This is a genomic window from Gordonia jinghuaiqii (genome assembly GCF_014041935.1).
Classification (GTDB): Bacteria; Actinomycetota; Actinomycetes; order Mycobacteriales; family Mycobacteriaceae; genus Gordonia; species Gordonia jinghuaiqii.
In genome coordinates, this window is the sequence record NZ_CP059491.1 from 1267658 (window position 1) to 1280749 (window position 13092).

The 13092-nt window shown below is 67.2% G+C and carries 11 protein-coding genes and 1 pseudogene; 4 read left to right on the forward strand and 8 right to left on the reverse strand.

Translation table 11 applies throughout. The features are described 5' to 3' along the window. Positions 1–87 precede the first annotated feature (87 nt). From H1R19_RS05575 to H1R19_RS23170, 4 genes and pseudogenes are all read left to right on the forward strand, one after another. Positions 88–1587, forward strand: a complete 1500-nt coding sequence (locus H1R19_RS05575) for a SulP family inorganic anion transporter (protein WP_219850794.1) — start codon at positions 88–90, stop codon at positions 1585–1587. A 123-nt stretch (positions 1588–1710) separates the two neighbouring features. Then, on the forward strand, positions 1711–2340 hold the full coding sequence (locus H1R19_RS05580; protein ID WP_219850795.1) for an alpha-ketoglutarate-dependent dioxygenase AlkB: 630 nt from the start codon (positions 1711–1713) through the stop codon (positions 2338–2340). 140 nt (positions 2341–2480) lie between these two features. Then, positions 2481–3128: pseudogene (locus H1R19_RS23165) on the forward strand (helix-turn-helix domain-containing protein); the annotation flags it as partial. Between the two features lie 16 nt (positions 3129–3144). Then, on the forward strand, positions 3145–3654 hold the full coding sequence (locus tag H1R19_RS23170; RefSeq protein WP_244970756.1) for a transposase: 510 nt from the start codon (positions 3145–3147) through the stop codon (positions 3652–3654). 74 nt (positions 3655–3728) lie between these two features. Here H1R19_RS23170 and H1R19_RS05590 read toward each other — a convergent pair whose 3' ends face one another. The 8 genes from H1R19_RS05590 to H1R19_RS05625 form a co-directional block, all read right to left on the reverse strand. Further along, positions 3729–5444 (reverse strand): GMC oxidoreductase, encoded by a 1716-nt coding sequence (locus tag H1R19_RS05590; RefSeq protein ID WP_219850796.1) that lies wholly within the window; start codon positions 5442–5444, stop codon positions 3729–3731. Beyond that, positions 5441–7006 carry a flavin-containing monooxygenase gene (locus H1R19_RS05595; RefSeq protein WP_219850797.1) on the reverse strand — a complete coding sequence of 522 codons (1566 nt, stop codon included), beginning with the start codon at positions 7004–7006 and terminating at the stop codon, positions 5441–5443. Before H1R19_RS05595 ends, H1R19_RS05590 begins: the two co-directional genes overlap by 4 nt. Further along, entirely contained in the window at positions 6999–7580 is a 582-nt protein-coding gene (locus H1R19_RS05600) for a TetR/AcrR family transcriptional regulator (RefSeq protein WP_219850798.1), read from the reverse strand. The genes H1R19_RS05595 and H1R19_RS05600 overlap by 8 nt, the downstream gene beginning before the upstream one ends. A 220-nt stretch (positions 7581–7800) precedes the next feature. Continuing rightward, entirely contained in the window at positions 7801–8586 is a 786-nt protein-coding gene (locus tag H1R19_RS05605; protein WP_219850799.1) for a tyrosine-protein phosphatase, read from the reverse strand. 16 nt (positions 8587–8602) lie between these two features. Further along, entirely contained in the window at positions 8603–9475 is an 873-nt protein-coding gene (locus H1R19_RS05610) for a TIGR03620 family F420-dependent LLM class oxidoreductase (RefSeq protein ID WP_219850800.1), read from the reverse strand. Between the two features lie 41 nt (positions 9476–9516). Then, a complete protein-coding gene (locus H1R19_RS05615; protein ID WP_219850801.1) occupies positions 9517–10029 on the reverse strand; it encodes a MarR family winged helix-turn-helix transcriptional regulator in 513 nt (170 codons plus the stop codon). Positions 10030–10121: 92 nt separating this feature from the next. Beyond that, entirely contained in the window at positions 10122–11648 is a 1527-nt protein-coding gene (locus H1R19_RS05620) for an AMP-binding protein (RefSeq protein WP_219850802.1), read from the reverse strand. Then, on the reverse strand, positions 11645–13078 hold the full coding sequence (locus tag H1R19_RS05625) for a pyruvate, phosphate dikinase (protein WP_219850803.1): 1434 nt from the start codon (positions 13076–13078) through the stop codon (positions 11645–11647). Before H1R19_RS05625 ends, H1R19_RS05620 begins: the two co-directional genes overlap by 4 nt. Between the last annotated feature and the right edge of the window lie 14 nt (positions 13079–13092).

Below are 13092 nucleotides of genomic sequence, written 5' to 3' on the forward strand. Positions count from 1 at the left end.
GAGGGCCCGTCGGCGCCGATGTGAGTGCCCGTTAGGTTGCGCGTAGAGTTTCGCGGGTTCACGACCCTGACGCGAAGGAGCTCGGCGATGGCCGCCACCGACACGGTCTCGCCCGCCGACCGCCAATCCGTCTGGCTCACTCTGCGTTCCTCGAGTCGGCTGCGCACCGAGGTGTTGGCCGGTCTGGTCGTCGCGCTGGCGCTGATCCCCGAGGCGATCTCGTTCTCGATCATCGCCGGCGTCGACCCGCGTGTCGGTCTCTTCGCGTCGTTCACCATGGCGGTGACCATTGCGATCGTCGGCGGCCGGCCGGCGATGATCTCCGCGGCCACGGGAGCCGTGGCGCTGGTCATCGCGCCGTTGGTGGCCAGCCACGGGCTCGACCACCTGATCGCGGCGGTGCTGCTGGGCGGCGTCTTCCAGATCGTCCTCGGCGCGCTCGGCATCGCACGCCTGATGCGCTTCATCCCGCGCAGCGTGATGGTCGGCTTCGTCAACGCGCTGGCCATCCTCATCTTCGCCGCCCAGCTGCCGCACCTACTCGGTGTGCCGTGGCTGGTGTATCCGATGGTGGCCGTCGGCATCGCGATCATCGTCGGGCTGCCGAAACTGACGACGGTGGTACCCGCGCCACTGGTGGCCATCGTGCTGCTGACCGCGATCACCGTCGTCGCGAGCCTGTCGGTGCCCGACGTCGGGGATGAGGGCGAGCTGCCCGACAGCCTGCCGACCCTGTTGTTCCCCGATGTCCCGCTGACATGGGACACCCTGCGCGTCATCGCTCCCTACGCGCTGGCCATCGCGATCGTCGGACTGCTCGAATCGCTGATGACCGCCAAACTCGTCGACGACATCACCGACACCCACTCCGACAAGTCCCGCGAGGCCGTCGGCCAGGGCGTTGCCAACATCGTCACCGGATTCTTCGGCGGCATGGGCGGTTGCGCGATGATCGGCCAGACGATGATCAACGTCAAGGAATCCCGTGCACGCACCCGGATCTCGACGTTCCTCGCTGGACTGTTCCTGCTGATTCTGTGTGTGGGACTGGGGGACATCGTCGCGCTCATCCCGATGGCCGCGCTGGTGGCGGTGATGATCATGGTGTCGGTCGGCACGTTCGACTGGCACAGCATCAACCCGAAGACGTTGCGCCGCATGCCCAAATCAGAAACCGCGGTGATGCTGGCGACGGTGGCGGTCACGGTCGCGACATCGAATCTGGCGTACGGCGTCATCGTCGGTGTGCTGACGGCGATGGTGTTGTTCGCCCGACGCGTCGCGCACCTGACCGAAGTGGTCGAGGTGAAGAGTCCCGACGCCGACACCCGGGTCTACAAGGTGACGGGCGAGCTGTTCTTCGCGTCGAGCAACGACCTCATCTACCAATTCGACTACGCCGGCGACCCGGACAACGTCGTCATCGATCTGAGCGAGGCGCACGTGTGGGATGCGTCGACGGTCGCGACGCTCGACGCGGTGACCACGAAGTACCAGGCCAAGGGTAAGAAGGTCACCGTCGTCGGGCTCGACGATTCCAGTGCCGACCGGTATGGCCGCCTGAGTGGGCATCTGGGTGGGGGGTAGCCCGGGGTTTCGCTCATCCATTCCGTTCCCGCTCACTCTTGAACGGTGAGCGGAAACGGAACTTGTGAGCGCGAAATTCGCGGACTATCGAATGGGTGTTCGATGACGGTGTAGGCTCGGCCCATGTCCATCGGCATCCAGGGCTCGTTGTTCGCCGAACAGTCGGTTGAGCCGACGCTAGGTGACCTGAGGTCCTCGACGACGCGCCGACCGCTCACCGACGGCGCGTGGGTGGACCTGTGCCCCGGCTGGGTCAACGGGCCCGACGAACTCTTCGACCGGCTCCGCGAGAACGTCCCGTGGCGAGCAGAACGCCGCCAGATGTACGACCGGGTCGTCGAGGTGCCGCGGCTGGTCTCCATCTATCAGGCACACCAACGCTTTCCCGACGAACTGATCACCGGCATGCGCGCGGAGTTGAGCGATCACTACCGCGAGGAGCTGCCCGACGGTTTCGCGACCGCCGGAATCAGTCTCTACCGCGACGGCAACGACTCGGTCGCCTGGCACGGCGACCGCATCGGCCGGGCGTCGACACACGACACGATGGTCGCGATCGTCTCCCTCGGCGCCCCACGGCCATTGATGCTGCGGCCGCGGGGCGGTGGCCGATCACTGAAGTTCACCCTCTCCTCCGGCGACCTGCTCGTCATGGGCGGCAGCTGCCAACGCACCTGGGAGCATGCCGTTCCAAAGGTGCGTGGCGTCGGAGCGCGGATCAGCATCCAGCTGCGGCCGCCCGGGGTGTGGTGACCCACGGGATTTCGTAGCGATCATGCGCGCTATGAGCACTGTTCTGATCCGGGACATCGCTGACAGGTGATGTCTCGGGACATCGCTGACACCTGAGCAGGGCGTGGCCAGCATGGTTCATGGCCCAGAAGGTGACGGTGATGGACGTTCGTGCAGCTACGGCGTTGGCGGGTGGAATCGAGAACGTGGCCGAGTTCTGTCGGGAGCAGAACATCAGCCGGCAGACGTTCTACAAGTGGCGGCGCCGCTTCGTCGCTGATGGGCTGGCCGGGCTCGAACCACGGTCGCGCCGACCGCACACAGAGCCGGGGCGTGTGGGTGGCGACGTCGAGGCGCTGGTGATCGCCACGCGGACGCGTTTGCAGTCCGCGGGCCTGGATCACGGGCCGCAGTCGATTGTGTGGACGTTGCAGCGTGAGGGTGCCGATTCGGTGCCCTCACGCTCAACCGTATGGCGAATTCTGCACCGGCACGGGCTAATTGTTGCCGAGCCGGCCAAACGGCCGAAGTCGTCGATGCGGCGGTTCTGCTACGAGCGCCCCAACGAGTTGTGGCAGTCGGACTGGACCGAGTGGCACCTCAGCGACGGCACCTCGGTAGCGATCGCGGGCACAATCGATGACCACTCCCGGTATCTGTGCGCGCTGGCCCCCGACACCGGTGACGCCACCACCACACTGGTGTGGCAGGTGATGCTCGCCGGCATCACCGAATGTGGTGTTCCGTCGATGTCGTTGACTGACAACGGATTTGTGTACACCGGTAAGCATCGTGGATTCGAAACACCGCTGGAGAAGAATCTGCGTGCGCTGGGTACCCGGACCATCAACTCCCGCCCGTATCACCCACAGACCTGCGGCAAGATCGAGCGGTTCTGGCACACTCAAACGCTGGCTGAACACCCAACCGGCACCGGCGACCGTCGGCGACCTCAACGAGATGCTCGACCGATTCCGCGGCTATTACAACCACAGTCGACCCCATCGTGCGCTACGTGGTGCGACTCCGGCCGAGGCGTTCCATGCCACCGAACACGCCCGGCCGGTCGACCGGCCGTTACCAGCACCAGTGTTCACCACCCGCCAACAGGTCAACCCCAAGCAAGGCAAAATCACTGTGGGCCCCTACTTCGTCCAGGTCGGCAACCGGTGGGGTGGACACACCCTCGACGCCATCTGCGACGACAACCACATCGTCATCTTCAGCGGCACCACCATTGTGCGTGAGTTCGACGCCGACCCCACTCGCCGCTACCAAGGCCAGCGTCGAACCCCCGGCACCCATGGCAAACGACAACCACTTCCGGCAGCATGACTGTCAGCGATGTCCCGAGACAAAAGTGTCAGCGATGACCCGAGACACCACAGCGCGCTATGAGCACATTATTGCTACGAAATCCTCAGCACCGGCGTGATCGGCAACCGCAGTGCGCCGGGGGCATGAGCGGGAACCGTCGGATGGGCCGGCTCCACCGGGCGGACCGGACGGTACGACGCCCCGAGTTCGGGCCGCGGGTCGGCCTCACCGGCGTTCGGCCACATCGCCAGTGCCCGTTCGGCCTGCGCGGTGATCGTCAGTGACGGGTTCACGCCCAGGTTGGCCGAGACCGTCGAACCGTCGACGACGTGCAGCCCCGGGTGGTTGAACACGCGGTGATACGGGTCGACGACCCCGTCGTCGGCGGAGCGGCCGATCGAGCAACCGCCCAGGAAGTGGGCGGTCATCGGGATGTTCAGCAGATCGACGATCGAACCGCCTGCGTCGCCGTCGATCTCGCGGGCCATCTTGCGCACCGCGTCGTGACCGACCGGAATCCACGTCGGCGGCGGGTCGCCCGCACCCTGCTTGCTGCGCAGCATCGGGCCGAAACGGCCTCGGCGTGAGAACAACTCGAGTGAGTTGTCGTCGGTCTGCATGACCAGCGCGATGATCGTCCGCTCGGACCAGCGTCGAACCGACAGGCTGCGCAGGGTGACCAGCGGATGCCGCACCATCTCGAGCAGGGCTCGCAGGGGACGCGGAATCCGGCCGTCGCCGTCGACGAGGAGTGCCTGCAGCAACCCGATGAGGTTGCTGCCCTTGCCGTATCGCACCGGCTCGATGTGGGTGTGCGCATCGGGATGGAACGACGAGGTGATCGCCACGCCCTGGGTGTAGTCGGTCTCGAGATCGCGGGCGGTGGCGGCCAGCACGGCCTCAGAGTTGGTGCGGACCACCTTGCCCAGGCGCGACGACAGCCCGGGCAGGCGGCCGCTGCGCTGCATGTCCAGCAGCAGCTTGTTGGTGCCGTAGGTGCCGGCGGCGAACACCACGTGATCGGCGGTGAACGACCGGCGCCCGCGACGCGACCAGCGTCGGCCGGTGCGATGGGCGCCGACGACGTAGCCGCCGCCCGCGCGCGGACGAACGGTGTCCACGGTGGTCATCGGGATGACATCGGCACCGGCCTGTTCGGCGAGGTAGAGGTAGTTCTTGACCAGCGTGTTCTTCGCTCCCACCGGACAGCCCGTCATGCAGGCGCCACATTCTGTACAGCCCGTGCGCGAGGGGCCGGCGCCGCCGAAGAACGGATCCTCGACGGTCTTGCCCGACTCGCCGAAGAACACGCCGACGGGAGTGTGCACGAAGGTGTCGCCGGCGCCCATCTCCTCGGCGACCTTGCGCATCACGCGATCGGCGGGGGTGACCTTGGGATAGGTGGTCACGCCGAGCATGCGCGAGGCCTGGTCGTAATACGGGTCGAGTTCGGCGGCCCAGTCGGTGATCGAGCCCCAATGCGGGTCGTCGAAGAAGGCCGGCAGCGGGCGATACAGCGTGTTGGCGTAGTTCAGCGATCCGCCGCCCACCCCGGCCCCGGCCATCACCAGCACGTCCCGCAACAGGTGCATGCGCTGCACGCCGAACATTCCCAGCGCCGGTGCCCAGACGTAATCCTTGACGCGCCAGCTGGTCTTGGGCAGGTCGCCGTCGGTGAAGCGACGCCCGGATTCGACGACGGCGACGCGGTAACCCTTCTCGGTCAACCGAAGCGCCGCCACCGACCCGCCGAAACCGGAGCCGATGACGATGGCGTCGTAGTGATCGGAAGAATGGGTGGCGGTCACTGTGCGACTGTCCTCTCGGGTTCGGTGGCGGGGCCGGCGGGTTCGGCGGGCTGGGCGGGGATCGCGTCGTCGAAGCGGTGATCAGCGGCGTCGAAGGTGGCCATCATCGCTCGGAAGTCGCTGGTGAACTTGGGCCACATCACGGAGTTGCGGCCGGTGGAGTCGAGATACCAGCTCGAACAACCACCCGAGTTCCACACCGTGCGTTCCAGTTCGGGATCGAGTTCGGCGTTGTAGCGGTCCTGAGCGGCCTGGGTGACCTCGAAGGTCGTGCGTCCCGAACGTGAGAGTTCGGCGATGACCTTGCTCATGTAATAGGCCTGCGGCTCGAGCATCAGCACGATCGAGCTGTGACCCAGGTTGGTGTTGGGGCCGTACAGGAAGAACAGGTTGGGGAAGTTGTGGATCTCCACACCGCGGTAGGCGCGCGGCGAGCCGTCCCACGTCTGCGCCAGCGTGTTGCCGTCACGACCGGTGATCGCATGTGCGATGGGCGGTTCGGTGGGAGTGAAGCCCGTGGCGAACACGACGGTGTCGACCTCGTGTTCGCGGCCCTGATCGTCGACGGCGCCGCGCTCGGTGAGGCGGGTGATCGCGCCGGTGACGGTGGCGTTGTCGCGCTGGAGAGCCGGGAACCACTTGTTGGTCAACAACATCCGCTTGCATCCGATGGTGTAGTCGGGGGTGAGTCGACGACGCATCGCACGGTCGCGGACCTGAACCCGAAGTTGCGCCAGAGCAAGGGTTTTGGCGATGGGCAGGAGCTTGGGATTGCGGGCCATCATCAGCACGTAGGCCTCACGGTAGGCCCACACCATGCGCCGGACCAGCCGGTGTACGCCGGGCACGCGGCGGTAGATCGACCGCTCCAACGATCCGATGGTGCGATCCATGCGCGGCACCACCCAGGCGGGTGTGCGCTGGAAGACGGTGAGATGTTCGACGGTGTCCACGATCTCGGGCACGATCTGGATCGCCGACGCGCCGGTCCCGACGATCGCCACCCGGCGGCCGCGCAGGTCGTGGGAGTGGTCCCACTGCGCGGAGTGGAACATCGTGCCGGTGAACTCCTCCGCGCCGGGGACAGCGGGCAGCCCGGGCTCGGACAAGGCTCCGGGCGCGGCCACGAGATAGCGGCATCGGATCTCGCCGGATGTGGTGTCCACGACCCATTCCTGCGCCTCGCCATCCCACCGGGCCGACGTCAGCGCACAGTTGTAACGGATCTGGTCGTCGAAATCGGCTGCGACCGAACGCAGGTACTGATGGATCTCGTGGCGTCGCCCGTAGGTGTGCGACCAGTCCGGGTTGGGTGCGAACGAGAGCGAGTACAGCGAGGTCGGTACGTCGCAGGCGGCACCGGGGTAGTCGTTCTCACGCCACACGCCGCCGGCGCCGTCGCCACGTTCGATGGCCAGGGTCTGCAGCGCCGGATGGTCGGTGCGCAGGCGGTGCAACGCGGCGAGACCGCCGAAGCCGACCCCGACGACCAGGACGTCGACGCGCTCGGACGGTTGGTGCTCCGGTATCTGATGCTGCGGGGCGGAACTGATGTCAGTCATGGTTGAGGAGGTCCTTCCAGACGGGCAGAAGACGGTCGATCAAGGCTCGGTCGGCGTCGGGGGAGCGCAGGATGCGCGAGACCGCGAGGCCGCGGGCGAGTTCGATGGAGAGCTCGAGTTCGGCGGAGGTGTATCGGTCGCCGAACAGTTCGGCGCATCCGACGGCCAGGGCGTCGGAGACCTGCTGCTCGAGCGGGATGATCGCGGTGCGCAGTCCGACATCGCAGCGGGCGGCCACCCACAGTTCGAGCGCGGCGTCGAACAACGGTCCGCTGAACGCCTCGATGAGGACTTCCAGGCCCTCGTCACCGGTGCGCGGACGCGACAGCATCTCGGCCAGCCGCCGCTCGACGAGGTGTCCGACCGCGGCGACCACAAGCGATTCCCGCGTCGGGAAGTGGTGCAGCAGGGCGCCCCGCGAGACGCCTGCGCGGCGGTTGACCTCCTGGGTGGTGGTGGCCGCGTAACCGACCTCGACCAGTGCCTGCACGGCGGCGTCGAGGATCAGGGTGCGCGTCGCCGCGGTGCGTTCGGCCTGCGTACGCCGTCGCGGAGTGGTGGTGTCCTCGGTCACAGCGACACCGTAACACAAACAGTCCGGACTGCTTGTAAGTTTCCCTTGCTGCGACCGAAGTGTGAGACTCGACGGCGAGGTGCTCTAGAGATGAATAATTGATCATCGGATATAGTTGGGGCGGAAAGGGACGGTCTCCGGCCCTCCAGAACTCGGGCCGGGAGTCGGTTGTGTGCCCGACTCCCGGCCCGATACCACCGGCCTCACTCCCGCGGGGAGCTCACTGCACGAGGCGGACGCGAATCGCTTCGAGGTCGGCGTCCTCGAGCCCGAGTCCCTGCGACAGGTAACCGTCGATACTGCCGTACGTGGCGTCGGCGGCGGCATAGGAGACATCGAGGTACCTGCTGTCGCAACCGAAGGCGGGCTCGTAGGCCGGGACACGTTCGGAACCCAGGTGTTCGAGGATGGAATCGAGCGTGGCCTGACGGCTGTTGACCGCATAGGTGTCGGTCAGCAGGTAATCCTCCAGCGACACCGCGCGGTCGACGCCGGCGATGTGATGGAGCAGGACCGCGGCCCAGCCGGTCCGGTCTTTGCCTGCGGCGCAGTGGAACAACTGTGGGCCCGGCGTTCGGGCGATGGTGCGCAGCAGGCTGGAGAGCCCGGCCCGGCACTCGGGGTCGGTGACGAAGGTCTGATAGTTCACCACCATGGCGTCGTAGGTCTGGGCCGCGGTCATCAGCGACTCGACCTCGGCCTGCGGGATGCCGGGGACCGGATGGTGATGCCAGCGGGCCCCGGGGACCTCGACGTTCGGGTGTTTGGTGACCTCACCGGGTTCACGTAGATCGTGGATGGCGGTCAGGCCGAACGTGGACATGGTGGCGAGGTCGTCGGCGTTCAGCTCGAGGCGGTTGGAGCGGAACAGGACTCCTCGACGCAGGTTGCCGCCGGCGGCGGGATAGCCGCGTCCGGTCCCGGCGAGGTCACGGAAATTGTCGGCCGACCAGAGTCGGGGAAGGGCGTCGGCAGAGGCTTGGGTGGGAGGCGTGGATGGGGTCATGGATTCGGAATGTCCTTCAGTTGGGGTCTGTGGCGGCGGGGGTGTCGGTGACCACGGGGAGTTCGAGGGCGAGGCCGGTCCACAGCGACACGGGCGCAGCGTCGGAGTCGCTGAGGACGTGGAGGGCGAGGTGATCGGCGCCGGCGTCGCGTTGTTGCGTCATGCGCTCGGTGATCTGGTCGGGATCAGGCCCAGCGACCAGTGCGTCGACGAGCCGGTCGCTGCCGCCGTCGGCGAAGTCGCGGTCGTCGAAACCCATTGCCCGGAGGTTCTTCTGGTAGCCGGGTAGGGAGAGGTAGTTCGCGAGGTTGGCGCGACCGAGGCGGCGGCGATCGGCGGCGTCACCGGTGGTGACCACCTTGACCTCGGTGGCCAGGAATGCGGTGGGTCCGAGCCAGGCGCGTTGACGTGCAGTACGTTCCGGGGTCACGAGCTGGGTGATGGCCCCGGCGGCGCGCCGGCCCGCGAGTTCGAGCATCTTGGGGCCGTTGGCGCCGACGACGCAGGGGATCGGTTGCGGGGAGCTCTGTTCGAGGATCTCGAGGTAATTCTCGAGCAGTGCGAGGGGATTCCGGTACCGGCCTGCGGGCGCCATCGACGGATGACTGACGCCCACGCCCAGCATCATCCGGCCGTGCGGATCGTTCCACGTCCGGGCGAGGTCGGCGGCCGCCAGGTCCCAGATGCTCAGGACCGCGGTTGCGGCGACGAGTTCCGTTGTCGCCGTGGTGACCTCGGTCAGGGAAGCGGTGTCACCGCGGACGTCGGCGAGCCACAGTGTCCGGAATGAGGCGGCTTCGGCAGCGCGGGCGGTGTCGGCCAGCCCGCTGCGCCTCGCGCGGGCGAGACTGGTGAATACTCCGACGGAACCAGGCAGGGCAGGAGGCATGCCATTACTCTAGTACTAGAGTAATGGCTTTACCAGAGATTCTAGGCGTCTCCGGCCGAGTGTCGCATCGCGGTCAAGGCGGCGCGAAGCTGCTGCACGTCCTTGATGGTGCTGCCCTTCATGCCGAAGTCGACGGCGGTGAGCGCGCGAGTGGCGTCGTCGACCTTGGCGCGGCCGGCCTTGGTGATCGTGACACAGGTCGCACGGCGATCTGTCGGGTGCGGACTGCGTTCGAGTAGCTTGCGCGCTTCGAGGCGATCGGTGGCGAGGGTGGCGGTGGTCGCGTGCACGAGCAGATTGCGTGCCAGGCTCGAGATCAGCCGAGTGCCGGTCTCCGACAGCTGCAACGTCATCAGGAGAAGGTAGTCGGTCATGTTCAGGCCGTGCGCCTTGAGCTCGGATTCGACCGAATCGGCGACAATGCGCTGGTAACGCAACAAAGACGTCAACGCGAGGAAGCGTTGCTCGTCGCCGTCCAGGCCTTGTTGCTCCCAGTAGTGCCCTGCCCAATCCACCGGATCGGTGATGTCGGGCATCCTCTTCGAGCGCGCCACGTGTGTTCCCCTCAACCCATTGCGATCATCTGATCAATACGCCATTGATCGACTATATATAACTCATGGTGCGTCCGGGCGATACCTGAACCCTACAGCGCGGCGGCCACCGAGTTGTGGCGTGTGCGCATCGTCTTCTTGTCCAGCTTGCCCACCGCGGTACGCGGCAGTGAGTCGGTCAGGTGGATCTCCTTGGGGATCTTGTAACCGGCCAGCAGGGTACGGCTGTGAGCGACGATGTCGGTGGGTGTCGGCGGATTCTCGCTGTCGACCGGCACGACGAGCGCGACGAGGCGCTCACCCATTGCCTCATCCGGAATCCCGAAACAGGCGACGTCGGCGACCTCGGGGAGGCTGCTCAGTGCCTGCTCGACCTCGGCGGGATAGATGTTCACCCCGCCCGACACCACCATGTCCGACAGCCGGTCGGTGATCCAGACGTAACCGTCGTCGTCCATCCGGCCGATCTCGCCGAGGGTGAACTCGCTTCCGGTGCGGACTCCCGACGTGTAGTTGATCCCGTGTCCGGATGTGTCCCGAAACCACAGGGGGCCTTCGGTTCCGGCCGGAGCGGGGTTGCCGTCGGCGTCGGCGATGTAGGCCTCGAACGGTGGGACGGCCCGTCCCACCGACCCGGGTCGATCGAGCCACTCCTGCGCGCTGATCATGCACGTGGTGCCGACTTCGCTGGCGCCGTAGCTCTCCCACACGATCGTGCCGAGCCAGTCGATCATCGCCCGCTTCACCGGGGACGGGCATTTGGCGCCGACCTGCAGGACGTAGCGCAGGCTCGAGACGTCGGCGCGGGCGCGGCGCTCCGCGGGCAGGGCGAGCAGGCGCTGGAAATGTGTGGGCACCATGATCGACGACCCGATGCGGTCGCGCTCGATGGCGGTCAGGGTGGCCTCGGCGTCGAACTTGCCGAGTACGGTCACCGGGACGCCGCCGGCGAACAGGCGGGTGGAGGTGAGTGGGCCCGAGTGGTACAGCGGCCCGACGGCGAGATGCCGCCCGAAGGCCACCATCCGGTTGGCGGCGAGCCCGGCCAGATGTTCGGTGATGTCGGCGCCCCCGGCCCACGAGGTGAACGGCAGCTCGACGCCCTTGGGGCGTCCGGTGGTTCCGGAGGTGTAGACCAGCGTGCGCATCGGCTCGACATCCGTGCGCGGTTCGGAGTCGTCGGCGCACCAGTCGGCCAGGCGCACCACACCGTCGGGGAGTTGGGCGTCGGCGGTGCCGGGAGCGTCCCATGCCACGACGGTCGCCACCCCGGCAAGTTGGGCGGCCTCCGCCGCGACCTGGACGGTCGTGGTGTCGCACAACACGAGTCGCGCCTCGGAGTCCTCGAGGATGTAGGCGGTCTCCGGTGCGGTGAGGTGAGAGTTCACGGCGACCGCCGACGAGCCGGACAGGGTGGCGGCCACATAACCGAGCAGGGTGGCGGCCGAGTTGGACGCCAGGATCGCCACGCGGCGGAGCGGTCCGAGATCCTGTGCGAGCAGAGCGTTGACAGTCGGGCGAAGCCGATCGTCGACCTGCTGCCAGGACAGCTCCTCGTCGGCGTCGCGCAGCGCCACCTCGGCGGGACGCTGCGCGGCGATCTGGGCTGCGAACGTCACTGCGCGACCTTCAGTGCCGACTCGGCGGCCCACTTGCGCAGCAGGTCGGCGGCCTCGCGCTCGACGCCGTCGGTCCGTGCGAGCGGGACCTCGCCGGCGAAGACCTCGCCATTGGTGCCGTCGACGGTGACCACCTGGCCGATGAGTGCGTCGAGGGTGCCCTTGCCGCAACCCACGACGCAGGGGGTCCCGAGTTCGCGACTGACCACAGCGGCATGGCTGGTGGAGCCGCCGATCTCGGTGACGATGGCGGCCGAGACGACCATGCCGGCGACGTCGTCGGGATCGGTGGTGGGTCGGGCGAGGACCACGGGGACGCCGTCGTCGGAAAGATCCTCGGCCGCTTCGCAATCGGCGACCACCCGGCCGGTGGCCACGCCGGGGCAGGCCGGGAGTCCACTGGCGATCAGGGTTGCCGATCGGCGTGCGACCGGGTCCACATGCGGTGCGGTGGCGGCGGCGATCTGGGCGTCGGTGACCATCGCCGCGGCCTCGCCGCGGCTGATGATGCCTTCCTCGGCCAGGGTGACCGCGATGCGCACTGCCGCCTGCGGTGACCGCTTGGCCGAACGGGTCTGCAGGATGAACAGTGTGCCGCTCTCGACCGTGAACTCGATGTCCTGGGCGTCGGCGCCGATCTTCTCGAGCCGAGCCGACACCTCGAGGAGTTCATCGTGGACCGCGGGTAGCTGCTGCTTGAGTTCATCCAGGTGCAGTGCGTCGAAGCGGCCCGACACGACGTCTTCACCCTGACCCCGAGGTAGCCATTCGCCGTAGGGGGCCGGGTCTCCGGTGAGGGGGTTGCGGCTGAACAGCACACCCGTGCCGGACTTGTCGTCGAGGTTGCCGAAGACCATGGCCTGCACGGTGACCGCCGTCCCGCCGTCGTGACCGATGCCGTGATGGTTGCGGTAGGAGCGCGCGCGGGGCGAGTTCCAGGATGCGAAGACGGCCTCGGCCGCCAGAACCAGATCCGACCACGGATCGCCCGTGGACGGCGCCCCGACGACCCGCTCGAACTGTTCGAGGAAGCGACGGTGGGTGTCGGCGGCGAAGGCCGAGTCGCCGGTGATCTGGGCGATCCGCGACTGCACGGCGTCGTTCATCCCGAGGTTGAGGATGGTGTCCATCATGCCGGGCATGCTCTTGGCTCCGCCGGAGCGGACCGAGATGAGCAGCGGCGCCTCGTCGCAGCCGAGCCGTTTGGCCGCAGCCTTCTCGAGCTCGTCGAGACCGGCGCGGAGGTGGTCCTTGATCTCCTCGGTGAGGCGACCGTCGTTGGCATTGACCTCGGCACAGAGGGCGGTGGAGAGAACGAATGCCGGTGGCACGGGCAGGCCGAGGGCGCGCATGCGGTTGATGCTGCGTGCCTTGCCGCCCACAAGAGCCGGATCGAGGTCGGGGGTGTCCCCCAGCCAGATGAAAGTCATGACGTACGAACCTT